This window comes from Campylobacter concisus (assembly GCF_002912425.1).
GTDB classification, from domain to species: Bacteria; Campylobacterota; Campylobacteria; order Campylobacterales; family Campylobacteraceae; genus Campylobacter_A; species Campylobacter_A concisus_AH.
This window is the reverse complement of record NZ_POYR01000113.1, coordinates 26,960-52,721: the sequence shown is the minus strand read 5'-3', so window position 1 is coordinate 52,721 and position 25,762 is coordinate 26,960. Positions and strand designations below refer to the sequence as shown.

At 40.0% G+C, this 25,762-nt stretch carries 24 protein-coding genes; 20 read left to right on the top strand and 4 right to left on the bottom strand.

Translation table 11 applies throughout. The annotated features are described in order from the left end of the window. Positions 1-128 precede the first annotated feature (128 nt). Positions 129-1,334: a methionine adenosyltransferase gene (gene metK / locus CYP84_RS05985; RefSeq protein ID WP_021084435.1), complete on the top strand. Its 1,206-nt coding sequence runs from the start codon at positions 129-131 to the stop codon at positions 1,332-1,334. Between the two features lie 41 nt (positions 1,335-1,375). On the opposite strand, the gene CYP84_RS05980 is transcribed toward metK, so the two are convergent. Further along, positions 1,376-2,668 carry an apolipoprotein N-acyltransferase gene (locus CYP84_RS05980; protein WP_180996392.1) on the bottom strand — a complete coding sequence of 431 codons (1,293 nt, stop codon included), beginning with the start codon at positions 2,666-2,668 and terminating at the stop codon, positions 1,376-1,378. Between CYP84_RS05980 and yajC the strand changes: the two genes are divergently transcribed. The 14 genes from yajC (at position 2,644) to CYP84_RS11040 (ending at position 17,874) form a co-directional block, all read left to right on the top strand. Continuing rightward, the gene (yajC, locus tag CYP84_RS05975; RefSeq protein WP_002941849.1) at positions 2,644-2,916 is read left to right on the top strand and encodes a preprotein translocase subunit YajC; all 273 of its coding nucleotides are present in this window, start codon (positions 2,644-2,646) and stop codon (positions 2,914-2,916) included. The two genes, CYP84_RS05980 and yajC, sit on opposite strands and share 25 nt — an antisense overlap. Next, positions 2,916-4,496, top strand: coding sequence for a protein translocase subunit SecD (gene secD / locus CYP84_RS05970; protein ID WP_103636972.1), 1,581 nt, complete (start codon positions 2,916-2,918; stop codon positions 4,494-4,496). Before yajC ends, secD begins: the two co-directional genes overlap by 1 nt. Before the next feature lie 2 nt (positions 4,497-4,498). Beyond that, the gene (gene secF / locus CYP84_RS05965; protein WP_021092267.1) at positions 4,499-5,470 is read left to right on the top strand and encodes a protein translocase subunit SecF; all 972 of its coding nucleotides are present in this window, start codon (positions 4,499-4,501) and stop codon (positions 5,468-5,470) included. A 9-nt stretch (positions 5,471-5,479) separates the two neighbouring features. Further along, the gene (locus CYP84_RS05960; RefSeq protein WP_002942000.1) at positions 5,480-5,818 is read left to right on the top strand and encodes a DUF6394 family protein; all 339 of its coding nucleotides are present in this window, start codon (positions 5,480-5,482) and stop codon (positions 5,816-5,818) included. 8 nt (positions 5,819-5,826) lie between these two features. Then, positions 5,827-8,292 carry a leucine--tRNA ligase gene (leuS, locus tag CYP84_RS05955; RefSeq protein ID WP_103636971.1) on the top strand — a complete coding sequence of 822 codons (2,466 nt, stop codon included), beginning with the start codon at positions 5,827-5,829 and terminating at the stop codon, positions 8,290-8,292. Positions 8,293-8,295: 3 nt separating this feature from the next. After that, positions 8,296-8,835 carry an LPS assembly lipoprotein LptE gene (gene lptE / locus CYP84_RS05950; protein WP_087580875.1) on the top strand — a complete coding sequence of 180 codons (540 nt, stop codon included), beginning with the start codon at positions 8,296-8,298 and terminating at the stop codon, positions 8,833-8,835. Then, positions 8,816-10,390: a GGDEF domain-containing protein gene (locus CYP84_RS05945; RefSeq protein WP_103636970.1), complete on the top strand. Its 1,575-nt coding sequence runs from the start codon at positions 8,816-8,818 to the stop codon at positions 10,388-10,390. Before lptE ends, CYP84_RS05945 begins: the two co-directional genes overlap by 20 nt. Further along, on the top strand, positions 10,387-11,589 hold the full coding sequence (locus CYP84_RS05940) for a Mur ligase family protein (protein ID WP_103636969.1): 1,203 nt from the start codon (positions 10,387-10,389) through the stop codon (positions 11,587-11,589). The genes CYP84_RS05945 and CYP84_RS05940 overlap by 4 nt, the downstream gene beginning before the upstream one ends. Further along, positions 11,570-14,515, top strand: coding sequence for a transcription-repair coupling factor (gene mfd / locus CYP84_RS05935; RefSeq protein WP_103636968.1), 2,946 nt, complete (start codon positions 11,570-11,572; stop codon positions 14,513-14,515). Before CYP84_RS05940 ends, mfd begins: the two co-directional genes overlap by 20 nt. Continuing rightward, positions 14,512-15,276, top strand: coding sequence for an ATP-binding protein (locus tag CYP84_RS05930; RefSeq protein WP_002942073.1), 765 nt, complete (start codon positions 14,512-14,514; stop codon positions 15,274-15,276). The genes mfd and CYP84_RS05930 overlap by 4 nt, the downstream gene beginning before the upstream one ends. Next, complete coding sequence (locus CYP84_RS05925; RefSeq protein WP_087580870.1) at positions 15,273-15,941, top strand: endonuclease III domain-containing protein; 669 nt, start codon at positions 15,273-15,275, stop codon at positions 15,939-15,941. The genes CYP84_RS05930 and CYP84_RS05925 overlap by 4 nt, the downstream gene beginning before the upstream one ends. 94 nt (positions 15,942-16,035) lie before the next feature. Then, a complete protein-coding gene (gene cysK, locus CYP84_RS05920; RefSeq protein WP_103558525.1) occupies positions 16,036-16,941 on the top strand; it encodes a cysteine synthase A in 906 nt (301 codons plus the stop codon). 4 nt (positions 16,942-16,945) lie between these two features. Beyond that, complete coding sequence (gene epsC, locus CYP84_RS05915; RefSeq protein WP_002941946.1) at positions 16,946-17,497, top strand: serine O-acetyltransferase EpsC; 552 nt, start codon at positions 16,946-16,948, stop codon at positions 17,495-17,497. Positions 17,498-17,706: 209 nt separating this feature from the next. Next, positions 17,707-17,874 (top strand): hypothetical protein, encoded by a 168-nt coding sequence (locus CYP84_RS11040; protein WP_258033904.1) that lies wholly within the window; start codon positions 17,707-17,709, stop codon positions 17,872-17,874. Between the two features lie 130 nt (positions 17,875-18,004). On the opposite strand, the gene CYP84_RS05905 is transcribed toward CYP84_RS11040, so the two are convergent. Then, entirely contained in the window at positions 18,005-18,307 is a 303-nt protein-coding gene (locus CYP84_RS05905; RefSeq protein WP_009294052.1) for a c-type cytochrome, read from the bottom strand. 92 nt (positions 18,308-18,399) lie between these two features. Here CYP84_RS05905 and gmhB point away from each other — a divergent pair, with 92 nt between their 5' ends. The 5 genes from gmhB to CYP84_RS05880 are packed head-to-tail and all read left to right on the top strand — an operon-like array spanning position 18,400 to position 22,253. Next, positions 18,400-18,915: a D-glycero-beta-D-manno-heptose 1,7-bisphosphate 7-phosphatase gene (gmhB, locus tag CYP84_RS05900; RefSeq protein WP_103606965.1), complete on the top strand. Its 516-nt coding sequence runs from the start codon at positions 18,400-18,402 to the stop codon at positions 18,913-18,915. Continuing rightward, on the top strand, positions 18,912-19,901 hold the full coding sequence (gene rfaD, locus CYP84_RS05895; RefSeq protein ID WP_103636967.1) for an ADP-glyceromanno-heptose 6-epimerase: 990 nt from the start codon (positions 18,912-18,914) through the stop codon (positions 19,899-19,901). Before gmhB ends, rfaD begins: the two co-directional genes overlap by 4 nt. Further along, positions 19,894-21,312: a D-glycero-beta-D-manno-heptose-7-phosphate kinase gene (gene rfaE1 / locus CYP84_RS05890; protein ID WP_103636966.1), complete on the top strand. Its 1,419-nt coding sequence runs from the start codon at positions 19,894-19,896 to the stop codon at positions 21,310-21,312. The genes rfaD and rfaE1 overlap by 8 nt, the downstream gene beginning before the upstream one ends. Then, a complete protein-coding gene (gmhA, locus tag CYP84_RS05885; protein ID WP_103596131.1) occupies positions 21,287-21,856 on the top strand; it encodes a D-sedoheptulose 7-phosphate isomerase in 570 nt (189 codons plus the stop codon). The genes rfaE1 and gmhA overlap by 26 nt, the downstream gene beginning before the upstream one ends. Before the next feature lies 1 nt (position 21,857). Then, positions 21,858-22,253, top strand: a complete 396-nt coding sequence (locus CYP84_RS05880; RefSeq protein ID WP_103636965.1) for an SseB family protein — start codon at positions 21,858-21,860, stop codon at positions 22,251-22,253. A gap of 1,209 nt (positions 22,254-23,462) precedes the next feature. On the opposite strand, the gene tilS is transcribed toward CYP84_RS05880, so the two are convergent. Together tilS and rimO are read right to left on the bottom strand one after the other, a co-directional pair. Continuing rightward, a complete protein-coding gene (gene tilS, locus CYP84_RS05875) occupies positions 23,463-24,455 on the bottom strand; it encodes a tRNA lysidine(34) synthetase TilS (RefSeq protein WP_103636964.1) in 993 nt (330 codons plus the stop codon). Further along, complete coding sequence (gene rimO, locus CYP84_RS05870) at positions 24,452-25,762, bottom strand: 30S ribosomal protein S12 methylthiotransferase RimO (RefSeq protein ID WP_103636963.1); 1,311 nt, start codon at positions 25,760-25,762, stop codon at positions 24,452-24,454. The genes tilS and rimO overlap by 4 nt, the downstream gene beginning before the upstream one ends.

Here is a 25,762-nt window from a genome sequence, read left to right as displayed (position 1 = left end):
AATAAATTAGTTTTTTGTTGATTCTAGCTAAATGATTTTTAAATATAAAGAAATTTAAAAAGATTAATTGGCTTTTTATATAGATTTGTTACAATTGCACGAAAATTTAACCAAGGAAAAGGACTAAAATGTATCTATTTACTTCTGAAGTTGTAAGTCCAGGTCATCCAGACAAATGCGCTGATATCATCGCTGATAGCATTGTTGATACTATTTTAACGCAAGATCCAAATGGACGCGTCGCAAGCGAAGTTTTTGTAGCTGGAAAAAACATAGTAATAGGTGGAGAGATAAACTCAAAGGTAAAACTCTCTTATAAAGACTACGAAAAGATCGTAAAAGATGCTCTTGCGCATATTGGATATGACGGAAAGAGCAACTTTACAAAAGAGCAGTGCTTGCACCCAGATGATATCGAGGTCAAAGTTTGCTTAAATCAACAAAGCCCAGATATAAATCAAGGCGTTGATCAAAGTGATGGTGAGATCGGAGCAGGCGATCAAGGCATTATGTTTGGCTTTGCAAGCTGCGAAGCAAAAGAATTTATGCCAGCAGCTATAACTTATGCAAGAATGCTTTGTGAAAAAGTCTATAAATTTGCCAAAGCAAACCCTGATAAGCTTGGTGTTGATATAAAAACACAAGTTACGATTGATTACGGTAGCAAAGATAACTTTGAAAACTGCAAACCTCAAAGTATCCACACTATCGTCGTCTCTGCACCTTGCGTAGAGAGCATGAAGATAGAAGAGCTTCGCGCTTTAATTCAAAATTTAATAGACGAAACTGGCCTTCCAAAAGAGCTATATAATAAAGAAAAAACTATCATCTATATAAACCCAACAGGCAGATATGTAAATCACAGCTCGCTTCACGATAGCGGCCTAACAGGCAGAAAACTAATTGTTGATAGCTTTGGTGGATATAGCCCAATAGGTGGCGGCGCTCAGTCAAGCAAGGACTACACAAAGGTTGATCGCAGTGGTCTTTACGCAGCGCGCTGGATAGCTAAAAACATAGTCGCTGCTGGCCTTGCTAAAAAATGTATCGTTCAGATAAGCTATGCAATAGGCGTTGCAAAGCCAACTTCAGTTAGTGTTGATACTATGGGAACTCACGCAAACGGCGTAAATGACGATATGCTTTCAAATTTTGTAAGCGAGCATTTTTCTCTAACGCCTCGCTGGATAACAAATAAATTTGGTCTTGATAAACCAAGCAAAGAGACATTTTTATATGCAAAAGTAGCTGCAAAAGGTCAAGTGGGAAATGCAAAATACCCTTGGGAAAAGCTTGATGCGGTTGATACTTTCAAGGCTTTACTAAAAAAATAATCAAAAAAGTGGCTTTATCTAAAAGCCACTTTAAATTTCTTTTAAAACTCATCCCAAAACGCTTTTTTTGGCAAAATGATCTCGCTTTTTGAGCCATTTACACTGTGATAGACCGCTTTATTATACTTTGTAGCAAGGTGTTTTATAAGCACTCTTTGAAGCACAGGTTCGCTACTTGGCACAAACCAGCCGTTGTTTGTGATAGCCACGACCACGTCAAATTCGCCCTTATAAAGCTCCTCTCTTGTTGCCTCGTAGCAGATAGCATTTCTGATTTTAACCCCGTCTATCTCATAGTCGCTAAAATTTTCAGCCTTTTTAAAGTCACTAGCTCCGCCAAAAAATAGCTTATTTACTGCATCTTGCATAAATTTTGGCAGAGGGATTTCTTCTCCAAATGGCACTAAAAATTTCTTATCCATTCGCCTTAGAGTGCCATTTTGAAACAAAAATGCAGAGTTATAAATTTGCTTATTTTCATAAGCAAGTGCGCCAGCTACGATAGTTATCTTCTTTGAAAGCTCTTTTAGCTCATCAACAAGCAGTGGCTCATTTGTCATAAATAATGGAAACGCACTCTCAGGCAGCACGATAAGACGTTTTTGCTCGGCGATAGCGCTATTTATCATGTCTAAATTTTCATTTGTAAATTCCATGCGCAAGCTTTTATCCCAGCGCACCCTTTGAGCGACATTAGTATTTGTTAGCTCCACCTCAAATGGTAGAGTCTTTGCCTCGTTACTTTTAAACTGCAAAGCAGCGATCAGACAGATAAAAGCTAGGATAAATTTTAAAATTTTACCTTTTAAACTCAAAGAAATGGCTGCTAAAAATATAAATATAAGCCCTCTAGTATTTGGCTCAAAAGCGCCTAAAACAAGCGTTGCTTCAAGGTTAAACCAGTTAAAGCCAAATGGGTGCACGTAGCTTATTAAAAATAACAAAACGGCTCTTAATGCCACAAAGCTTGGAAAAGAGGCTATCCAAAACATAAGTCCATAAACAAGGGCTACAAAGAGGATGACAAATGGGATAAGCCAGACTAATTCGTAGTAAATGAAGCTAAAGCCGATCCAGTAAAACCACAAAATCCCAGTGAAAAATCCAGCCGCGAAAAATCCAGCTCTGCTTAAATTTATGATGATGTAAATTCCAGCTAGCGTGAGAAAAGGTGAGATGAAATTTAAAATTTGATTTTCAGCCATAGCTAAAAAAATGAAATTAGAAAGCAAAAAAGCACCGACAAAGGCTTTTATTATAATTTTAGTGCTAAAATGTCCATTTAAAAATCTTACAAATAAGGAAATCCATGCAAAACGCTGATTTTTTAACATCATTACTACCTCTTGTTGTGCTTTTCGCCATATTTTACTTTTTGGTTATCAGACCTCAACAAAAACAACAAAAAGCCCACGCAGCAATGCTTGCAGCTCTTGACAAAGGCGATAAGATAGTAACTAATGGCGGACTTATATGCGAAGTGATTAAAGCCGAAAATGATTTTATCAAAGTTAAACTTAACGATGATGTAATCGTTCGTATAGCACGTGAGTTTGTAGCTAAAAAGATCGAAGATAAATAATGCGTAACGCAAGAGTTACATATAGGCTGATTATATTAATATTAGCCTTGGTTTTTGGTTTTGGCTTTTCGGTGCCATCTTTTTTTCAGACTCAAAGCGGAGCTAAAATTTCGCTAGGACTTGACCTTCAAGGCGGTCTTCATATGCTTCTTGGTGTTGAAACTAACGAAGCCATCCACTCTAAGATCAAGTCAATCGCTGGAAGCATAAATTATTATGCCAAAAAAGAAGATGTGCTCATTGATAAATTTAAGATAAAAGAAGATAGTGTTGATTTTGCACTACTTGATAGTGACGAGGCTCCAAAGGTTGATAAGGCGCTTGCTGAGATAAAAGGGCTTAATATCAAAAAAGATGGTCTAAACTATCATATCACTCTTACAGAGCAAGAGAGGCTTGATACGATCGAGTATGCGATCTCACAAGCTGTTGAGACTATTAGAAACAGGCTTGATCAGTTTGGTCTAGCTGAGCCAACAGTCGCTAGACAAGGCAAAGATAATATCCTAGTCGAGCTTCCTGGCATAAAGACTGAAGAAGACGAGCAAAGAGCGAGAGATCTTATCGCAAAGGCTGCTCACTTGCAGCTTATGGCAGTTGATGACAAAAGACAAGATCAGGCTAATACCATGAGCGAGGCCGAGGCTGAAAGCTATGGCGACGTGATCTTTAAAGATGCTAAAAATGACCGTGTAAAATACGTCGTTAAAAATATCCCTGTACTTGATGGCTCGATGCTAACTGACGCAAAGGTTGCATTTTCTCAGCAAAATAATCTACCGATCATAAATTTCACACTAAATTCAGAAGGTGCTAGAATTTTTGGTGATTTTACTGGTGCAAATGTCGGTAAAAGACTTGCTATCGTGCTTGATGGTAAGGTCTATTCAGCTCCAGTTATAAATGAAAGAATAGGTGGCGGCAGCGGCCAGATCAGCGGTGGCTTTACACTTGATGAGGCTCACGATGTGGCGATCGCACTTAGAAGCGGCGCACTTTTGGCACCTGTTAAGATGCTAGAAAAAAGAAGTGTCGGCCCATCTTTAGGTCAAGAGAGCATCAATCAAAGCATGGTAGCACTTGCTGCTGGATCTATTTTAGTCGTGCTATTTATGCTAGTTTATTATGGAATTTCTGGAGTTTTTGCAAATATCGCGCTAGTTGCGGACGTTGTTATATTAGTTGCTGTCATGGCGCTTTTTGGAGCGACGCTTACTCTGCCAGGCATGGCTGGTATCGTGCTAACTATCGGTATGGCAGTTGATGCAAACGTCATCATAAACGAGCGTATACGTGAGCTCTTGCGTGAAGGCGTGGCGATAAGAACGGCCGTGCAAAAGGGCTATGAGCACGCTATGAGTGCGATCATCGACTCAAACTTAACTACTATTATCACAGTTGCAGTGCTTTATGCTTATGGTACTGGTCCAGTTAAAGGCTTTGCTGTGACAATGGCCATAGGTATCATGGCTTCGATGCTAACGGCCATTTTAGGCACACATGGCATGTTTGATGCAGTCATGGACAAGATAGAAAAAAGCGGAAATACCAGACTTTGGTTTGGTTATAAAAGGAGCTAGGGATGCAAATTTTTACTAAGGCAAAAGTTTATGATTTTATGCGGTTTAGATTTGCTTCATTGGCACTTTCTATATTTTTATTTGTTGGCTCGATCTTTTTGCTTGCAACAAAGGGTTTAAACTACGGCATCGATTTTTCTGGTGGTACGCTTATCCAGCTAAAATACGACACCAAAGCGCCACTTGATAAAATTCGCGACGCTTTTGGCACAAATGAAGTGCTTAAAAACGCTTCTGTTACTGAGTTTGGAAGTGAAGATGAAGCTGTTATTAGATTTTCAGGATCAAGTTCAAATTTAACTGGTGACATCGGCACTGAGATAAAGCAAATTTTAAAAGATACTGGAAATTTTGAAGTAAGACGTGTTGATATTGTTGGTCCAAAGGTTGGTGACGAGCTTAGGCAAAAGGGTCTGATGGCTCTTGGAATTTCACTAATTGGCGTGCTTCTTTATATCACATTTAGATTTGAGTGGAGATTTGCGCTTGCTGCGATCGCAACTGAAATTCACGATATCGTTATAACTGTTGGTGCTATTTCGCTATTTGATATCGATGTAAATTTGGACACACTAGCGGCTGTATTAACGGTGCTTGGCTACTCGCTAAACGATACGATCATCATTTTTGACAGGATAAGAGAAGGCATAAAAGAGAGCAAGAGAACTGATATCGAGGGCGTTATCAATGAGTCAGTCTCAGCCACACTTTCAAGAACTATCCTAACTTCAGCCACTACGATGATGACTGTTGTTGTGTTATTTTTATTTGGTGGAGATATGATACATGGATTTTCATTTATCCTTATCGTTGGTATCGTTATAGGAACGATCAGCTCGATCTACATCTCATCACCATTTCTTATCTGGTTTAAATTTAGCATCGAGCATTTTAGAGCTAGAGAGGCTGAGAAGCAAAGGATCAAAAAAGAGCGTGATAAAGAGCGTGCTATGTTTGAAAAAGGCGTTGTGTAAGGAGGGATAATGAACTGGGGAAAAGTTATCTACATATTTTTTGCGCTGATGAGTCTTACGACTACGGCGGAGTTTTTATATGATAAAAATGAGATCGCCCTTTTTGTGGCAGCTAGTATAAATTTAGTTTCTACGCTACTTAAGATTGGCGTTAAAAATTTACTATCAGCTGAGCTTTTTGCTAGCTCGCTGGTTGCTGATTTGCACCTTATACCAGCTTTTGTTATTTTGCAAGTATCTGAAAATGCGACACTTAGTTACTCATTAGCTATTGGCGCAGTCATTGCAAATATATTTTCACTAGCCTTGGTATTAATAGAATCAAGCAAATCACAAGAAGAATTTTAGGAGAAAAAATGGCTGAGAAGAGAAAATATGAGCCTTTAAAGATAGAAAAAAAATGGCAAGAAATTTGGGATAAAAATGAGGAATTTGAGCCAAAAGACGACTTAAGCTTGCCAAAAAAATACATCTTAAGCATGTTTCCATATCCAAGCGGTCGCATACACATGGGGCATGTGAGAAACTACTCTATCGGCGATGCGCTGGCTAGGTCATATAGAAAAAGCGGCTACAACGTGCTTCATCCTATCGGCTTTGATAGCTTTGGTATGCCAGCTGAAAACGCAGCCATAAAACATAAAATTCACCCTAAAATTTGGACTTATGAAAACATCGACTATATGAAAAAAGAGCTTGCAAGCCTTGGCTTTTCGTTTTCTAAAAAGAGAATTTTGGCTACATCTGACCCGCTTTACACAAAGTGGGAGCAAAGCTTTTTTATAAAGATGTTTGAAAAAGGGCTTGTTTATAGGAAAAATGCCATCGTAAACTGGTGCGAGTATGATCAAACCGTGCTTGCAAACGAGCAAGTAGAGGACGGCAAGTGCTGGAGATGCGGCAATGATGTGGTGCAAAAAGAGCTTCCAGGATATTACTTTAACATCACAAAATACGCTAGCGAGCTACTTGATGACCTAAAGCTTCTTGAGGGCAAATGGCCAAATCAAGTCATCACAATGCAAGAAAACTGGATCGGTAGAAGCTATGGCTTGGAGTTTAAATTTAGCCTTGATGAGGCATCAAAAGAGACTTTGGGTGCTAAATTTGATGGCTTTGAGGTATTTACAACAAGACCTGATACGATTTATGGCGTTAGCTATACAGCCCTTTCACCAGAGCATCCTATCGTAAAAGCACTACTTGAAAATGCTAAATTTGATGAAAGCAAAAAAGCAAAGATAAAAACAATACTTAATCAAAGCCCAAGAGAGCGCCAAGCAAGCGATAAAGATGGAGAATTTTTAGGAATTTACGTCATTCATCCGCTCACAAATGAAAAGATCCCAGTTTGGGTTGCAAATTTCATCCTAGCTGACTACGGCAGTGGCGCTATCATGGCTGTGCCTGCGCACGATCAAAGAGACTTTGAGTTTGCAAGCAAATTTAATCTACCTATAAAACCTGTCGTAAAGCCACTTGAGGGCGAGAGTGAGAGCTCAAAAGCATACTCGGAATACGGAGTTGCTATAAATTCCGAGCTTATAAACGGACTTAGCTCAGAGGATGCCAAAAGCTTTATAATAGAGAAATTTGAAAAAGATGGTCTTGGCAAAAGGATCACAAACTATAAGCTAAGAGATTGGGGAATTTCTCGCCAAAGATACTGGGGTGCGCCGATACCTATTGTGCACTGCAAATGCTGCGGCGTAGTGCCTGAAAAAGAGGAAAATTTACCTATCGCGCTACCTGAAGATGTCAAGATCACAGGCGAGGGTAATCCACTTGATAAACATCCAACTTGGAAATTTACAAAGTGTCCAAAATGCGGTAAAGACGCGATCAGAGAGACTGATACGATGGATACATTCGTAGAGAGTAGCTGGTATTTTGCTAGATTTGCAAGCGATGAGAAGACTTGGGAGCAAAAAGCGCTTGATGAAAAGAGCGTGAATTATTGGATGAATGTAGATCAGTATATCGGCGGTATCGAGCATGCGATCTTGCACCTTTTATATGCTAGATTTTTTCAAAAGGTCTTAAGAGACCTTGGCTATCTAAGAGACGATGAGCCATTTGAAAATTTACTTACTCAAGGCATGGTCTTAAAAGATGGCAAAAAGATGAGTAAAAGCAAGGGCAACGTCGTAGATCCTGATGATATCATAAATAGATATGGCGCTGATACGGCAAGGCTTTTTATCCTATTTGCTGCTCCTCCTCAAAAAGAGCTTGAGTGGAACGATAGCGCAGTTGAGGGCGCATTTAGGTTTTTAAATAGGCTTTGGGAGAAGGCACAAACTATCAAAAAGATAGATAAATTGCCTGAGATAGATCACGAAAGCTTAAATAAAGATGAGAAATTTGCAAGGCTAAAAATTTACGAAGCGCTCAAAAAATCAACCGAGGTTTTTGGCGATACATTTGCTTTTAATACTTTAATCGCTGCTTGCATGGAGGCACTAAACGCTATAAATGCGCAGGATAATGAGAACGTAAATGCTGAGGGCTTTTTCATTATCTTAAATTTACTAGAGCCTATCGTGCCGCATATCGCAAATGAGCTTAGCGAAGAGCTTTTTGGCAGAAAAAATTTCACAAAGATAGCTGTAAAAGAAGAGGTCTTTGTAAAAGATAGCATCGCTCTTGCAGTTACAGTCAATGGCAAAAAAAGGGCTGAGTTTGAAGTGGCAGCAAGCGAAAGTGAGAGTGAAATTTTAAAACAAGCTAAGCAAAACGTGGCTAAATGGCTTGAAGGAAAAGAAATTTTAAAAGAGATTTATATAAAAGGCAAATTAGTAAATTTTGTCATTAAAGGATAAATTTTGAGATATTTTTTAGCGTTTTTTATTGCGATATTTATCTGCGGATGTGGCTATAAACCAGTTTCAAAGATCTCGCAGGATTTGGTTGGAGATAGAGTTTATGTTGATGTTATCATCAGCAAAGAAGAGCCGAAAAATAGCGTTTGGATAAAAGACGCCGTAAAAGAGGGCATGGTCGCAAGGCTGCATAAATCACTATCAAGCAAAGATAGCGCTGATACTTCGATAATAGTTTCGGTAAAAAGTTTAAATTATGAGGCAATCATCTATGATGAATATGGCTATATCACATCTTATAAAGCTCTTTTAACTCTAAACTATAAAACCAAATTTAAAGATGGTCGTGTCATAGATATACCTGCTACTGGCGAGTATGATTTTAGTGTGGCAAGACGTCAAAAGAGCGTAAGATACGCAGATAGTGTCATTAGCGATACTCAAAAGTATGAAGCTATAAAAGAGGCTTCAAAAGAGGCGTTTGATGAGTACATCGCAAATTTAGCTGTAAAAGGATATAAAAATGGCAGCAGTAACCGTTAGTCAAATAGTCAAGGAAGCCTTGAGCGAGATAAAAGATCGCCATTTGATGCTAACGCCAGAAAATTACACCGAAGTTTATAATGAAATTTCTAAAAAATATGGCTTTACTACCGAAGAGAGCAAAAAGATAGAAAAATATATCTCAAGGCTTGGCGATGACTATAAGGCGCAAGCTATAAGCCTTCATATAAAAACGGTTGATGAGTTTGTAGCTTTTATGACCGCTAGGCTCTCTCACGGTGCTAAAAATGGCACAGCCCAAGTGGTCGATGATAAAAAGTTAAAGTCACTAAATGCCTTTGCAAGAAGAATCCTCCAAGCTATCTCTATGCTTCACAACAAAGATGCAAAAGCTCTAGCAGAGCAGGGCATGCAGCTACTTGCTAGAAGATATGATGAGAAAAATCTTGAAGAGATGTGCCTTAAATGGTTTGACTTTGTAAGCTCTTACGATACTGAATTTTTAGACTTTTTGAAATATTACGGCGTGAGAGACTTTGACGATCTAAAGACTATGAGCGCTGAGCTTGAGAAATTTCTCTCTCAAAAAAATGAGGGCGGCGAAGAAAACGCTTTAGTTGAGCTTTTAAATTTTGCGCTTGAGCCTTCTATCACAAAGGAGCTTGGCGAAGAGCTTAGCACCATTAGAAACGTTTTAAAACAAAATCCAAAAAGTCTAAATAGTAAAGAATTTCAAGAGAAGATAAAAACCTTTGTCGATCGCAGGATCGAAGAAGATAGAACCGAGATCATCGAAAAAGTTGGCTCATTAAACAACATCTTGCAAAGCATAGGCGAGAGGATTTCAGATATCGCAGCTAGCTCTCAAAGTAGTTCAGCCAAGGTGCAAAGCATCAAAAATGATCTTAAAAATGTAAATTTAAATGCAAATAGCATCGATCATGTAAAGAGCATGCTTATCGAGATCGCGGGTGCCTTGGAGATCGAGAGTAAGGAGCTTGGCCTTGAGATGAACAGCAAGCAAGCGACCATTTCTGAGCTTCAAAACAGGGTTATTAGCCTAGAAAAAGAGCTTGAAGCTGCTAAGCTTGAGAGCAAAGAGGACTTTTTGACAAAAGTTGCTACAAAAAGAGCTTTGATGAGTGAAATTCAGCGTATCGAAGAGGCCTATAAACGTTACGGCACGGACTATTCGATCTGCTTTGTTGATATTGACTTCTTTAAAAAGATAAATGACACCTACGGACACGAAGCTGGTGACGTGATCCTTTCAGCCGTAGCTCAAGTGCTTAAGAAAAATGCTAGAAAGGTTGATTTTGTCGGTAGATATGGCGGCGAGGAATTTGTCATTTTGCTACCAAGTACGAGCCTAAAAGATGGTGTTAGATTTGGCGAGAAGCTAAGAAGCATGATCGAAAATTTCAAATTTATCTATAAAAACGAGCGCATCAAAGTTACCATTAGCTCTGGTGTGGCGACAAGAAGTGCAAATTTAAGCGATACGATGACGCTTGAGGGCGCTGATAAGATGCTCTATCTTTCAAAAGAGGGCGGCAGAAACCAAGTCATGCCAAAGATAATCGAGGAAAAATGAGCCTAGCGAAATTTCTTGATGGCAAGCCACTTTACTACAAAGAGATCGACTATGGCAGGATCATAAGGGCTTATGATACGATCAAAGGCCATCTAAAGCCTTTTAAGATAATCCACATCATCGGCACAAATGGCAAAGGCAGCACGGGCCGCTTTTTAGCGCAAATTTTAAGCCAAAATGGTGCAAAAGTAGGCCACTACACGAGCCCACATATATTTAAATTTAACGAGCGATTTTGGCTAAATGGCGAGGTTGCTAGCGATGAAATTTTAGAGAGAGCTCATGAGCGTTTGCAAGCTCTTTTGAGTGATGAATACAAGGTAAAAACGAGCTATTTTGAGTATATGACGTTGCTTTCTGCGGTGCTTTTTGAGGGTTGTGACTACTTTGTCTGCGAGGCTGGCATGGGCGGCGTGCTGGATGCGACAAATGTCTTTGAAAAAGAGCTAAGCATCTTTACTCCGATCGGCTTTGACCACACGGCGATATTAGGCAATAGCTTAGAAGAAATTTCACGCACGAAATTTGAAGCTATGGGCAAAAGAGCTATTTTAAATGATGAGATGAACGAGATAAGTGTGGCTATCGCAAGAGAGATCGCAAGCGAAAAAGGCGCAACTCTGAGCTTTCCAAGAGAAATTTTGACCAAAGAGAATTTAAACGAGATCGCAAACTACGCAGATAAATTTAATCTTCCAGAGTTTTTGCGCTCAAATTTAACTCTAGCCTACGCAGCAGCTAAAATTTTAGATAGCAGCATAGATATCAAAAAGCTTGGCGCTTTATCGCTTCGTGGCAGATGTGAAAAGATCGCCTCAAATTTATATGTTGATGTCGGTCACAACGAGCTTGGCGCAAAGGCTGTGGCTAAGAAATTTAGCCAAGAAGAGTTTAGCGGCAAGAAGCTAACGCTAGTTTATAACTCATTTTTGGATAAAGATTTTAAGGCAGTTTTAGCAGCTCTAAAGCCAGCCATTGAGGACGTGCTACTTTATCACTACCACTGCGAGGGCAGGGAGCTTGGCGGAGAGCTTATAAATAAAGCGCTAAACGAGCTTGAAATTTCGCATAGAGAGTTTGAGCCAAGCGATATGAACGATATAAAAGAGGCAAAAAACGGCAAAATTTACCTAGCATTTGGCTCATTTCATCTAGCCGAAGCCTTTTTAAAAGAGTACTATGCAAGCAAAGGTCTATGAGTATCTTTTAACACACGCCCCACAAATTCTCATCTGCGAAGATGACAAAGAGGCGGCACTCTGCGCTGATGCGGCCAGTTTTGCTGGCTTTAGCACATTTAAACTACCTGATTTTAGAGCTAAAAAGGGCGATGATCTAAGAAGCTTTAACGAAGAGCTCTTTGAAATTTCATCCGTTCTTAGCAAATACTATAAATTTGATGGCAAAAAGATCATCATAAGCCCATTTAGCACGCTTTTAAACCCACTTCCAACGCAAAAAAACTTAGAGAGCTCAACGATCAGGCTAAAAGATAATCTAAATTTAAACGAATTTGCCGACTTGCTCATACGCTTTGGCTACGAGTGCGTCGATATCGTTGAGAGCGTTGGCGAGTTTAGCATACGCGGCGAAGTGATCGACATTTATGGCGTAAATATGGACGATCCTGTTAGAATTTTACTCTTTGGCGATGAGGTGGAGAGTATCAGAAACTACAATACCGCCACGCAAATTAGCAATAAAGCCGAGCTAAGCGAAGCCGAGATCGTGCCATTTATAGCAAATTTGAGCAAAGATGAGTTTGAAAAAGTTAGCCAAAAGATCGAGGATATGCAAAGCGATGCTTTGGTGAATGATCTAAATTCTCTTGGATTTTGGGCGATAGATAGCTTTAGTGACTACTTGAAAGAATTTGACTCAAAGCTTGTTAAAAAGATCGATTTTGAAATTTATGATGCGCCTGAGGAGAAATTTAAGGGCATTGAAATTTTGCCTGAGCCAAAGGTCTATAAAGACCTAGAAGTCACTTTAAATTTTGACTTTTTTGAGCTAAATAAGAGCAAAAGCATAACCGTTCTTTCAAGAAATGAGGGGCTTTTTAAGGGCTATGAGCTTGATGGCTTTGCCAACGTAAAGCTTGAAATTTCGCCCCTTGTAGTAAATTTAACCTCAAGCGACAAGATCGTAGTATCACTAAATAAATTTGAGAAAAAAAGGCGAGTTAAACGCTCAAGCCTCGTGGTGGATGAGCTAAAAGTAAATGACTACGTCGTGCATGAAGATTATGGTATAGGCAGATTTTTGGGGCTTGAAAAGATCAAGGTTTTGGGCGCGACGAAGGAATTTGTAGTAATTGCCTACCAAAATGATGACAAGCTTCTTTTGCCGGTTGAGCATCTAAATTTGATAGACCGCTACATCGCGCAAAATGGCTCTATGGCGGTGCTTGATCGCTTAGGCAAGGCAAATTTTGCCAAGATAAAAGAGAAGGTTAGAGAAAAACTCTTCGCGATCGCCTCAAAGATCGTGGCGATGGCGGCAAAAAGGGAGCTAATCGCAGGCAAAATTTTACAAAAAGAGGATATCTCTTATCTAAATTTCGTCCAAGACGCTGGCTTTTCATACACGAGCGACCAGCAAAAAGCGGTAAATGATATAAAAGATGAGCTAAAAAGCGGCAAGGTGATGGATAGGCTGCTTAGTGGCGACGTGGGCTTTGGCAAGACTGAAGTTGCGATGAATGCCATATTTACTTGCATAAAATCAGGCTTTAGCGCATTTTTCTTTGTGCCAACGACGCTTCTTAGCTCGCAGCACTATAAGACGTTAAGCCAGAGATTTAGCAAATTTGGCATAAAGGTCTTTAGGCTGGATCGCTTCTCAAGCGCCAAAGAAAAATCAAGTCTGCAAAAAGCGCTAAAAGAAAACGAGCCCATAGTTTGCGTGGGTACGCATGCGCTTCTTGGCGTAAAGGCTGAAAATTTAGGGCTTATAGTGGTTGATGAGGAGCATAAATTTGGCGTTAAGCAAAAAGAGCAGCTAAAAGAAATTTCTCAGCACTCACACATCTTAAGTATGAGCGCTACGCCGATACCAAGAAGCCTAAATATGGCGCTTAGCAAGATAAAAACATATAGCATTTTAGCCACTCCGCCAAGCTCGAGGCTAGATGTGAGGACAAGCGTGAGAGAGTGGGACGAAAAGGTCGTCAAAGAGGCGATCATGCGTGAGCTAAGACGCGGCGGGCAGACCTTTTACATCCACAACCACATCGCAGACATCGAGCAGACGGCAAATGAGCTAAGAAAAATTTTGCCAAAGCTTAGGATCTTGATACTTCACTCAAAGATAAATGCAAAAGTCGCTGAAGATGAGATGATGAAATTTGAGCGGGGCGAGTATGACTTGCTGCTTTGCACCAGCATCGTTGAAAGCGGCATCCACCTGCCAAATGCAAACACCATAATCGTAGAAAATGCTAATAAATTTGGCATGGCTGACCTACATCAGCTGCGCGGACGTGTAGGCAGAAGCGACAAGCAGGCTTATTGCTACTTTTTGGTGGAGGATAAAGATGCCATTAGCAAAGACGCGCTAAAACGACTTGTGGCACTTGAGGGCAACTCATTTTTGGGTGCTGGCTCAGTGCTAGCTTATCATGACCTTGAGATAAGAGGTGGTGGTAACATCATCGGCGAGGCGCAAAGCGGTCACATCGAGGCTATCGGCTACTCGCTATATCTAAAGATGCTAGAAGATGAGATAAACAAGCTTCTTAATCAAGACTCCGCAAAGCTTGACAAGATCGATCTAAAACTTAGTGTGAGCGCCTTTTTAAATCAAGAATTTATAAGAGAAGATAGGCTAAGGCTTGAAATTTACAGGCGCCTTAGCAAGTGTAAAGAGGTAGCCGAGGTCTATGAGATACAAAGCGAACTTGAGGATAGATTTGGCAAGATAGATACATATACAAAGCAGTTTTTAGACCTTATCATCATCAAAATTTTAGCTCTAAAAGCTGGCATAAAGACGATCTCAAATAGCGAACAAAATATACTAATAACAAAAAATGATGACGAGAAGATCAGGCTAAAGTCACGTAGCAAGGACGATGACGATGTTTTGGCTGAAATCTTGGTCTATCTAAGAAAGGATAAGAAATGATAGATTGGGGTGTGAAGTACGCAGCGATTTATAAGAGCACAAAAGGGATGTTAAAGCCAGTTGAGGATATCGATTTTGTCGATATCGACTCACTTTATGGACTAGAGAAACAAAAAGAAATTTTGCTAAAAAATACTAGAAATTTTATAGCTGGCGACGAGGCAAATCACGTGCTTCTTTGGGGCGAGAGAGGATGTGGCAAGTCAAGCCTTGTAAGGGCTGTTTTTACTAAATTTTATAAAGAGGGACTTCGCATCATCGAGATTGGCTGCGAAGATCTAAAATACCTTGGCGACATCATCGATGAGATCAGAAAGAGCGAGTTTAAATTTATCATTTTTTGTGACGATCTAAGCTTTGAAAATGGCAGTAATGAGTATAAATTTCTAAAACCTATTATGGACGGCTCTATCCAAAAGCCGCCAAAAAACGTCCTTTTATACGCCACTTCAAACCGCCGCCACCTAATAAGCGAGTTTAAAAGCGAAAATGAAAACTCAGAGCTAATAGACGGAGAAATCCACTACAGCGACGCAGCTCAGGAGAAAATTTCGCTCTCAGACCGCTTTGGCCTTTGGATCAGCTTTTATCAAGGTAACTACGACGAGTACTTAAAAATGGTTGATTTTTACTTCAAAGACTACACTGGCGACAAAGATGAGCTTCACACGCTTGCTAAAAATTTCGCCACGCTAAGAGCTAGCAGGAGTGGCAGGACGGCAAAGCAGTTTTATCTAACTTTTAAAGAAAATTTAAAATGAGATCAACTGATCTGTTTTTAGCTCTGCTAAATCACAAAAAGAGAAATTTAGACGAGCTAAAATGGCCAGGCGAGGGCACTTTTGATGTCATTTTGGGCGCTATTTTGGTGCAAAATACCAACTGGAAAAACGTTGAAAAAGCTCTAGCTAATCTAAAAAAAGCGAGCAAAGATAGCCTGCAAGGCATTTGCACGCTTGAAAACAGCGAGCTTGCCACACTCATAAAGCCAAGCGGCTTTTACAATACAAAGGCAAAACGGCTAAAGACGCTTTGCCTAGCTATAAAAAATGAATTTGAGAGCTTTGATAATTTTAAAGAAAACGTTAGCCGTGAGTGGCTCATAAGCGTAAAAGGCGTTGGCACTGAGACTTGTGATGCGATACTTACTTATGCTTGCGGCAAGCCTTATATGGTCGTTGATGCTTATGCGCTTAGGATAATGGCATATTTTGACTACATTTTTGAGAGCTACGACGAGGCGGCTGAGTGGTTTAGCTCGCTTGATTATGATGAAATTTACAAATTTCTTGATAGCGAGAAATTTGACGAAACTGAGGTTTTAAAGCTCTATCATGCACTCATTTTGGAGTTTTGCAAAGAGAATTTCAAAGGTAAAATTTTAAGCCAAAGCGGACAAGAGGTGCTTGATAACATTAAAAATTAAAAATTTTATTTTAAATTTAGCGCAAATTAGGACTTTTTATGTTTTATTTTAAATTCTATGCTAAATTTACGAGAAATTTATTTTAGGAGAAGTGATGATCTACGATAACATCGTAAAAACGATCGGTAATACACCTATCGTAAAGGTTAAAACAGGTGCTGACGAGGCTGAAATTTACGTAAAATTAGAGTTTTTTAATCCAGGCGGCTCTGTAAAAGATAGGATCGCATTTAATATGATCACAAAAATGCTAGCTGATGGTACGCTAAAACATGGCGACACTATCGTTGAGCCAACAAGCGGCAATACAGGTATCGGCGTAGCTATGTGCGGTGCTGCACTTGGCTTTAAAGTGATCCTTTGCATGCCTGAGAGCATGAGTATCGAAAGACGCAAGATCGTTGCAGCTTATGGCGCTCATCTTGAGCTAACTCCTGCAGCTGGTGGCATGAAAGCAGCGATCGCAAGAGCTACTGAGCTAGCTTCTCAGCCAAATCACGTAATGCTAAGCCAGTTTGAAAACAAGTATAACCCACAAGCTCACGAGCTAACAACAGCTGCTGAGATCGTGGCTGATTTTAGCAAGCTTGATGCCTTTGTAGCAGGCGTTGGCACAGGTGGCACGATAAGCGGCGTGGCAAAGGTTCTAAAAGAAAAAGGCTATGAGACCAAGATCATCGCAGTAGAGCCTGAGGCATCACCAGTTTTAAGTGGCGGCAACCCAGGACCACATAAAATTCAAGGCATCGGAGCTGGATTTTTACCAAATACAATGGATATGAGCCTAGTTAGCGAAGTAGAAAAAGTAAGCAACGATGACGCACTAAACGCAGCTAGAGCGATCGCAAAGAGCGATGGCTTGATGATAGGCATAAGTGGTGGCGCTTCTTACGTGGCTGCAAAAAGAGTGGCTAAAAGACTTGGCGCTGGCAAAAAAGTGCTTTTCATAGCTCCAGATAACGGCGAGAGATACCTAAGTACAGAGCTTTACGGAGCGTAAAATTATGTGGGAGAGTCTAAAAGAACTAGTTCAAACCGTCCGTGAAAAAGACCCATCGGTGCATAGTTGTTGCTTTTTGGCGATACTTATAAACACTCCTGGCATCCATGCGGTTTTATTTCACAAAATTTCTCATTTTTTATATGAGAAAAAGTGGTTTTTTCTAGCTAGACTCATCTCGCAAATAGCAAGATTTCTAACAGGCATCGAGATCCACCCGGGTGCTAAGATCGGTAGGAGATTTTTTATAGATCATGGCATGGGCGTGGTTATCGGCGAGACGGCCGAGGTTGGTGATGATGTGATGATGTATCATCAAGTCACACTTGGCGGCACTGGCAAAGAGTGTGGCAAACGCCATCCAACCGTTAAAAATGGCGTCACTATCGCTGCTGGCTCAAAGATACTTGGTGCCATAACTATCGGTGAAAATGCTAAGATCGGCGCAAACTCAGTCGTGCTAAAAAATGTCCCAGCAAACGCAACAGTAGTAGGCATACCAGCAAGAGTTGTCAGAGTAAATGGGACAAAATTTGAGCCAGAATTTATCATTTAAAATTTAAATTCACTCTTACTGCACCATAAAAATGCAAATTTTTGATACGGCAAATTTACTATCCACTATGTTGCCAGCGTTTTTTAGCTTTGCGCTGCCTATTATAATATTTGTCATTTTAATAAATTTGATAACAAAATTTATCAGGTGAAAGCTGCGCCAAAAATCTTACGTAAAATTTAACCAAAGAAATATAGCTGATACGTTTAGTGAAAACTTTTGCTGAGGGCATAGCCTACGCTTATGAAAAAAGAGTGCCGATAAAAGAAGATGTCTATTGTGACTTTTATATACCAAAAGGCAAGGTTTATATAGAATTTTGGGGATATGAAGATGATGAGGCGTATCTAGAAAGAGAAAAAGATAGAGATTTATAAAAAATATAATCTAAATTTAATAGAGATAGATAACGACAAGATCGGTAATTTAGACGATTACCTGCCAAAAGAGCTTTTGAAATTTGGTGTGAGTTTAAATTTGTAGAAAAAGGGGCGAGCGCCCCTGTGATTATTTTAAAGTTTGGATGTATTCAGCTACTGCTTTTGCATCTTCATCGCTCATTGGAGTAGCGATAGGTTTCATCATAGCACCAAGACCAAATTTATTTGCTCCTGTTTTGTAGCCTTTTAGAGCTGCTTCGATAGCTGCTGCGTCAAGTGATGTTAAAGCTGGAACTTTGTTATTAAAAACTTTTTCAGCTTTAGCGCCATGACAGGCAACACATTTTTTATAGATAGTAGCGCCATCTGCAGCGAAAGCAGCAGTTGAAAGTAGTGCTGCAACACTTGAAACGATTAGTAGTTTTTTCATTTGTCATCCTTTTTAAAAAACGTGCCGGCATTATAATACAAAAATGTAAATTTGCAAGGGGCGGGTTAAAATATTTTGGCTATAATCACCAAATGATAAAAGAAACAGCCAACAAAGCACTTTTTTTAGACCGAGACGGCGTCATAAACGAAGACGCTGGATACGTTTGCGAGATCAAAGATTTCAAATTTATTGATGGCATTTTTGATGCGTTAAGAGAATTTGCTAAGGCTGGCTACAAGCTCTTTGTCGTGACAAATCAATCAGGTATCGGCAGGGGCTACTACACGCAGGAGCAGTTTGACGCTCTAAACAAATTTATGCTTGAAAGCTTTAAAAAAGAGCAAATTTTTATCACCAAGGTCTATTTTTGCCCGCACGCTCCAGAGCAAAAATGCACCTGCAGAAAACCAAATCCAAAAATGATACTTGATGCTTGCAAAGAGTTTGACATAGACCTTGAAAACTCGCTCATGATAGGCGATAAACCAAGCGACGTCGAGGCTGGCAAAAGGGCTGGTGTGGGCAAAAATTTCTTGCTTGATGGTATAAATTTTAAAGATGTAAGAGATGTTTTAAATAAGCTAAAAAAGGAAAAATCACTATGAATTTAAACGGAAAAAAGATAGTTATAACGGGCGGTGCTGGCTTTATCGGCTCAGCTTTGGCGCACTATTTTGATGAAAATTATAAAGACGCTCACGTGCTTGTCGTGGATAAATTTAGAAACGACGAGACATTTAGCAACGGCAACCTAAAAAGCTTTGGCCATTTTAAAAATTTACTTGGCTTTAAAGGTGAAATTTACGCTGGCGACATTAATGATCCTAGCACGCTTGAAAAGATAAAAAGCTTTCGCCCAGACGTCATCTACCACGAAGCAGCGATCTCAGACACGACCGTAAAAGAGCAAGATGAGCTAATAAAAACAAATGTAAATGCCTTTGTAAATTTGCTTGATATCTGCGAGAGTTTGGGCGCAAAGATGATCTACGCTAGCTCGGGGGCGACTTATGGCAACGCAAAGAGCCCACAAACAGTTGGCGAGTGCGAAGCGCCAAATAATGTCTATGGCTTTAGCAAACTAAGTATGGATAATATCAATAAAATTTACGCAAAACGCGGCGTGAGCGTGGTTGGACTAAGATACTTTAACGTCTTTGGCAAGGGCGAGTTTTTTAAAAACAAAACCGCCTCGATGGTGCTTCAGTTTGGCCTGCAAATTTTAGCTGGCAAGACCCCAAGGCTCTTTGAGGGCAGCGACCAGATCAAACGCGACTTTGTCTATATAAAAGATATCATTGACGCAAATATAAAAGCACTTGACGCGCCAAGTGGCGTCTATAACGCAGCTACTGGCAAGGCTAGAAGCTTTCAAGATATCGCTGACATCTTGCAACGCGAGATCGGCGTAAATTTAGGCAACGAATATATCAAAAACCCATTTTTAGGCTCTTATCAGTTTCACACAGAGGCCGACGTGGCTCCAGCTCGCGAGGCATTTGGCTTTAGCGCGACTTGGAGCTTGGAAGAGGCGATAAAAGACTACTTGCCAGAGATAAAGAGAATTTATAAGGAAGAGATAAATGGCTAAGAGAGTTAAAATTTTAGTTGTCGGTGACCTCATGCTGGACCACTATATCTGGGGCAGTTGTGATCGCATCTCGCCTGAAGCGCCGGTGCAGGTGGTGAAGATAAATAACGAAACCTACACGCTTGGTGGCGCTGGTAATGTGGTGAGAAATTTACTCTCTCTTGGTGCAAATGTGAGCGTGGCTAGCGTCTTAGGAGATGACGAGGCTGGCAAAAAGATAAAAGAGAGACTTGCTGAGCTAAATGTAAAAGATGAGCTCATCCTCACCGAAAAAGGGCGCGAAAGCTCGATAAAAAGCCGCATAATGGCATCTCATCAGCAAGTTGTCAGGATCGATAAAGAGAGCGTTGTAAAGATAAATTTAGAAGATGAGCTCGTCTTAAAGGTCAAAGAAAACCTTGCAAATTTCAAGGCTGTCTTGCTAAGTGACTACGGCAAAGGTGTGCTTAGCGAAAAGGTCTGCCAAGAGATCATAAGCGAGTGCGCGAGGCTAAAAATACCAGTTCTCATTGACCCAAAAGGTAGTGACTATTCAAAGTATAAAAACGCAACCCTTCTAACGCCAAATAAAAAAGAGGCGAGCGAAGCTACAAATTTAAAGATAAAAGACAAGGCCGAGCTTGAAAAGGCGATAAAACAGCTAAAAGACGAGTTAAATTTGACCTATTCGATCATTACGATCTCAGAAGAGGGCATCGCGCTATATGACGACAGGCTGCACATCTTTGCGGCAAAAGCAAAAGAGGTCTTTGACGTCACTGGCGCTGGAGATACGGTGCTGGCCACACTTGGCTACATGCTAGCAAACGGAGCTGATATAAAAGAGGCGATAAAGATAGCAAACCTCGCAGCAGCCGTCGTCGTGGCAAAGATAGGCAGCGCAACGGCTAGTTTTAGTGAGATCGAGCAGCTACTAAATAGCTCATTTGGGGCAAATTTCGAGCACAAGCTTAAAAGCGTTGAGGAGTTAGAAGAAATTTTGAGCCAAAAGGACAAGAAAAAGGTCGTTTTCACAAATGGCTGCTTTGATATCTTGCACGCTGGACACGTAAAATACCTAGCCCGTGCAAGGGAGCTTGGCGATCTTTTGGTCGTTGGGCTAAATTCAGACGCTTCAGTTAAGAGGCTAAAAGGTGAGGCTAGGCCTATAAACTCGCAAGATGACAGAGCCTGCGTGCTAAGTGGGCTTGGATTTGTCGATTATGTCGTGATATTTGATGAGGATACGCCTTTAAATTTAATAACAAAGATAAAGCCTGACGTGCTTGTAAAAGGGGCTGACTACAAGGGCAAAGAGGTCGTTGGCAGCGAGATCGTAAAAGAGGTCAGGCTAATTGACTTTGTCGAGGGCAAAAGCACAACAGGGATAATAAAAAGGATAAAAGATGCTAAAAACGATGATAAAAAATGAGCTCGAGGCTCATCAAAAGACCTTTAGCGAGCATGTAAATTTGCTAGGTAGCTTGGAGCGTGCTTGCCAGATGGTGGCTGATACGCTAAAAAATGGCAAAAAGGTACTGATATGCGGTAACGGCGGCTCTGCGGCGGACGCTCAACACTTTGCAGCCGAGCTAACTGGCAGATATAAAAGCGAGCGCCAGCCACTACCAGGCATCGCGCTAACCACCGATACTTCGGCACTTACAGCCATTGGCAACGACTACGGCTTTGACTACGTTTTCTCACGCCAGTTTGAGGCCTTAGCTCAGTCAGGCGACTTGCTCGTGGCGATCTCAACGAGTGGCAATAGCAAAAATGTCCTTGAAGCTATAAAAAGTGCCAAGAAAATGGGCGCATCAGTGCTTGGACTTAGCGGCAAAGGAGGTGGTGCGATGAATGAAGGATGTGATCTAAATTTAGTCGTTAGCTCAAGCGATACGGCAAGAATTCAAGAGTCACATATCTTTTTTATCCACACGATTTGCCAAGCTGTAGATGAGGCTTTTAGGGGCTAAAATGCAAGAAGCGATGGATAAATTTTTAAGTGATCCTAGCCAGCAAAATGAGATAAATTTGATATCGGCTTTAAAAAAGGCTACTTTTTTTGCTCCGGTGCTTTTAAACCAAGCGCTCGCAAAGCCTGATGGTGGCGTGGTCTATGAGGAGGAGGGCTCAAATATCAAATTTATCCTGCTTGAAGATGAGGGCGAGAAGTTTAGCTATTTTCCGGCATTTACAAGCAAAGAGGCGATGAAGCTTTGGCGAAACGACAGCGAACAAGAGAGCATAGAGATAGGACTAAAAGAGTATCTTGCGATGCTAAAAGAGAGTAGCTATGCTGGCGTCGTGGTCGATGCTTTTAGCTATGACTTTGTGCTAAAAAGAGAGCTTATAGAGAAGATCCTCGCCTAGTGCGTAATAAAATTCATAAAATTTTACGCAAATGGCTTTGATGAGGTAGATTTAATTGCTGGTCTGTTTAAATTTTTAGGCTGGCTTTTGTTGCGATCGGCGGTGATTTTATAAATTTAACTTTGTTGAGCACTTTTATTAAATTTGATATTAGAGACGAGTTGAGACTAAATTTTGCATGAGAGTTTAAATTTAATGAACCACAAAATTTATTAATTTTTAAATGCTTATTGGCTGAAAATTTCAAATTTATATTTTAACACTCTAGTGATGCGCAAATTTAGTTTTTGCTAGAGAGATTGATGAATCACATAAGCTAAGACTAAAATTTGCAACTGAGCTTAAATTTAATGAGCTGCAAAATTCATTATCTCGTTTATAAAGCTTAGTTTCATATATCAAATTTTTGTTTTATCATCTTGTTTGATGGCTTGCAAGCAATATGAATATTGTTAAGCCGAATTTCTATGCGCGATTTCAAAGCCGCAAGACCGCTGCGAATTTTAAATTTAAGGCTGAAAATTGATAGTTGGCTGGCAACAAGGATTTGATATATAAAATTTAGAGTTTTTTGGTTCATTGCTTGAAAAATTTATATCACAAATGGTGTGATTGTATTTAATAAATTTACTCGATCCGACTATAAATTTGACTTTTAGCATAGAAAATTTTCAGGTTTAGTGCCACATTTGACAAGGTTGAAGCGGATATTTACCTGAAAATCTGAGTAAATTTGCTACTTAAGGCTTTAAAATTGATTTTTTAGATCAAATTTGTAGCTAAATTTAAGCCCAAAAATAGTTGCGATAAACTAGAAATAAATAAATTTACCAATAGAAATTTTAAATTTTGCAGACTTAACGCTTTAGTGTTAGGATCGTAAGGGTAAAATTTGGTGCTAGAAATTTTAAATTTGCTCTTTTGTGGGTCAAATTTGTAGCTTTTATGCTCTAAATTTAAATGCAAAAGCAGTTTATGTTAGAGAAAAATAGCCAAAATCAAATTCGCAGTTTTTCTCTAAATACCAATGTTAGCTGGTGCTCTAGTTTAAGGGTTGAAGCAAAGTTTAGTTTTAAATTTGACCTTTGTAGATTAAATTTGCAGATAGAAATTTAAATTTTTGCAGACTTGTTAAGATCGTTGTAGAAAATTTGGTGATAAAAAGTTTAAATTAACCTTTAGTAGATCAAATTTATAGCCTAAAACGCTCTATCTACTAAAAAATTTAGAAAGATTTTCTATTTGAGCGCCGTTTGCAAATAAATAGCCTCTATTTATCGCTGGGAGCTTTAAAATTCTAGCTTTTTCTTTAAATATTTTTGGCATTACGGCTTTACAAAATGGCGTTACCAAAACAAATTCATCAGCGTAGCCAACGGCGATCTTGCCACTTAGCACCACGCTTGTTTGCTTTGCTAAATTTGCGCTTAGCTCATCTTTTTGAGCCTTGCTTAAAAGCACATTTAGCTCTTTTGCCGCCATATCGACGCCTCTAACGACGTTGCTATCATTTTTTATAATGAAAATTTCATCATCTATCTTTGTGATATTTGGCAGCAAAATTTGCCTATCAGCCTCCAAAAACTCAAAGCTTTTTTTCACGCCGCCAAAATACTCGTCCAAAAACGGCTCGCTAAAATTTAGTCTCACAAAGCTTCTTTTAAGCTTGCCATCTAAATTTGTCTCATCGACAAAGTAGCGCAAACCCCGCTCATCAAGATAGTTTTGAAGCTCTTTTTTGCGTAAATTTAAAAGCGGTCTAACCAGCCAAAAGTGCTCTCTCTTCTCAAGCTCGCTCATGCCAAAGAGCTCTTTTAGCCCAGCGCCCTTGCCAAGCTGCATCAAAAACCACTCAAATTTATCGTCAAACTGATGCGCTAAGATCAAATTTTCATAACCAAATTTTTGGCAAATTTCACCAAAAAACTCATACCTCGCCTCACGCGCGTTTTTTTCAAAATTTGACTTACCTAAATTTACGCTTTTTATGTAGATTTTTTTGTCAAATTTACTGGCAAGCTCTTTGGCGCTTTCAACTTCAAATTTACTCTGCCCTCTAACGTTGTGATCGACTATGGCTAGATCAAATTTGACCCCAACTTCTTCTAAAATGTAAAAAAGTGCGGTGCTATCGATGCCGTGCGAGAAGGCAAGCAGGTTTGCGCCCAAGTTTAGCCTATCAAGCACATTTTGGCTTATCATTTTGCTTTTTTGATGATGGTGGCGACTAGTTTTTGATCAACCACGTCGCTGACCTCGCAAAGGTAGAGTGAGCCGATCTCAAGCTCTTTTACGTCGCTTTCGTTTATTAAAATTTCGCCGTCTATATCTTTATCCCAGATATCTTTTTTAGCAGCGTAAAACATCTCGCCTTCGCTGCTAATGCCCTCAAGCGTGGCGTAAATTTGCTTGTCAAGCTCTTTTTGCAAGCTCTCATTTATCGCTTTTTTGGTGATCTTTTCTATCTTGCTTAGCCTTTTTGAGATGATTTTAGCTGGGATTTGCTCCATTTCAAAAGAGGCTGTGTCTTCTTCTTTTGAGTAGGCAAAGGCTGAAATTCTATCAAATTTAAACTCTTCTAAAAACTCGCAAAGCTCGTCAAAATCCTCCTCGCTCTCGCCTGGGTGTCCCACGATGACGCCAGTTCGCAAGAATGAATTTTCGGCATTTCTCATCAAATTTAAAAGCTCTTTTATCTTTTTAGCACCACTTCCACGCTTCATTATCTTTAGCATATTTTCGCTGATGTGCTGGATAGGCATGTCAAAGTAGTTGTGAAAGATAGGCGAAGCGATGATGCGCGAAATGAGTTCCTTGCTGGTCGTGCTTGGGTAGAGGTAAAGTATCCTAGCGCTTCTTACGCCCTCTATCTTTTCTATCTCGTCTATTAAATTTATTAGCCCGTCGCTAACGCCATGATCGCGCATATATGAGCTTGAGTCTTGGGATAAAAAGCTAAAGTCATAGTAGCCTTTTTTGACTAGATTTTTGACCTCATTTACGATGTTTTCAAGCGAGCGTGATTTTAGCTTGCCCTTAAATGTCGGTATCGCGCAAAAGCTGCATTTTTGGTTACAGCCCTCTGAAATTTTGATGTAGGCGTGGTAGTTTGAGCCAGTTATCACGCGCTCTTCGTTTGCCTGCAAGTAGGTTTCTGGACTAAATAAATTTTGCTTTTTCAAGATGATCTCGTCGATCTTGTCATAATCCGCCACGCCGGTAAAGAGATCGACTTCAGGTAGCTCTTTTATAAGCTCATCTTTGTAGCGCTGCATAAGACAGCCAGTAACTACCAGCAAAGAGCCATTTTTACGAGCTTCGTGCATCTCAAGTATGGTTTGGATGCTCTCTTCTTTGGCGGATTTGATAAAGCCGCAGGTATTTACGATGATGACGTCGGCGTCGCTGATATCGTCCGTGATATCGTAGTTTTGCAAGCGTCCTAGCATGATCTCAGAATCAACTAAATTTTTATTACAACCAAGCGAGATAAGATGAAGTTTTGGCAT

Bases quoted from the DNA above. Each gene is read 5' to 3' on its own strand.
- rfaD (WP_103636967.1), top strand. From the start codon at position 18,912: ATGAATTTAAACGGAAAAAAGATAGTTATAACGGGCGGTGCTGGCTTT.
- secD (WP_103636972.1), top strand. From the start codon at position 2,916: ATGCGTAACGCAAGAGTTACATATAGGCTGATTATATTAATATTAGCC.
- mfd (WP_103636968.1), top strand. From the start codon at position 11,570: ATGCAAGCAAAGGTCTATGAGTATCTTTTAACACACGCCCCACAAATT.
- gmhB (WP_103606965.1), top strand. From the start codon at position 18,400: ATGATAAAAGAAACAGCCAACAAAGCACTTTTTTTAGACCGAGACGGC.
- CYP84_RS05940 (WP_103636969.1), top strand. From the start codon at position 10,387: ATGAGCCTAGCGAAATTTCTTGATGGCAAGCCACTTTACTACAAAGAG.
- CYP84_RS05880 (WP_103636965.1), top strand. From the start codon at position 21,858: ATGCAAGAAGCGATGGATAAATTTTTAAGTGATCCTAGCCAGCAAAAT.
- CYP84_RS05930 (WP_002942073.1), top strand. From the start codon at position 14,512: ATGATAGATTGGGGTGTGAAGTACGCAGCGATTTATAAGAGCACAAAA.
- CYP84_RS05960 (WP_002942000.1), top strand. From the start codon at position 5,480: ATGAACTGGGGAAAAGTTATCTACATATTTTTTGCGCTGATGAGTCTT.
- gmhA (WP_103596131.1), top strand. From the start codon at position 21,287: ATGCTAAAAACGATGATAAAAAATGAGCTCGAGGCTCATCAAAAGACC.
- CYP84_RS05905 (WP_009294052.1), bottom strand. From the start codon at position 18,307: ATGAAAAAACTACTAATCGTTTCAAGTGTTGCAGCACTACTTTCAACT.
- CYP84_RS05945 (WP_103636970.1), top strand. From the start codon at position 8,816: ATGGCAGCAGTAACCGTTAGTCAAATAGTCAAGGAAGCCTTGAGCGAG.
- yajC (WP_002941849.1), top strand. From the start codon at position 2,644: ATGCAAAACGCTGATTTTTTAACATCATTACTACCTCTTGTTGTGCTT.
- CYP84_RS05925 (WP_087580870.1), top strand. From the start codon at position 15,273: ATGAGATCAACTGATCTGTTTTTAGCTCTGCTAAATCACAAAAAGAGA.
- metK (WP_021084435.1), top strand. From the start codon at position 129: ATGTATCTATTTACTTCTGAAGTTGTAAGTCCAGGTCATCCAGACAAA.
- cysK (WP_103558525.1), top strand. From the start codon at position 16,036: ATGATCTACGATAACATCGTAAAAACGATCGGTAATACACCTATCGTA.
- CYP84_RS05980 (WP_180996392.1), bottom strand. From the start codon at position 2,668: ATGTTAAAAAATCAGCGTTTTGCATGGATTTCCTTATTTGTAAGATTT.
- tilS (WP_103636964.1), bottom strand. From the start codon at position 24,455: ATGATAAGCCAAAATGTGCTTGATAGGCTAAACTTGGGCGCAAACCTG.
- secF (WP_021092267.1), top strand. From the start codon at position 4,499: ATGCAAATTTTTACTAAGGCAAAAGTTTATGATTTTATGCGGTTTAGA.
- rfaE1 (WP_103636966.1), top strand. From the start codon at position 19,894: ATGGCTAAGAGAGTTAAAATTTTAGTTGTCGGTGACCTCATGCTGGAC.
- rimO (WP_103636963.1), bottom strand. From the start codon at position 25,762: ATGCCAAAACTTCATCTTATCTCGCTTGGTTGTAATAAAAATTTAGTT.
- leuS (WP_103636971.1), top strand. From the start codon at position 5,827: ATGGCTGAGAAGAGAAAATATGAGCCTTTAAAGATAGAAAAAAAATGG.
- epsC (WP_002941946.1), top strand. From the start codon at position 16,946: ATGTGGGAGAGTCTAAAAGAACTAGTTCAAACCGTCCGTGAAAAAGAC.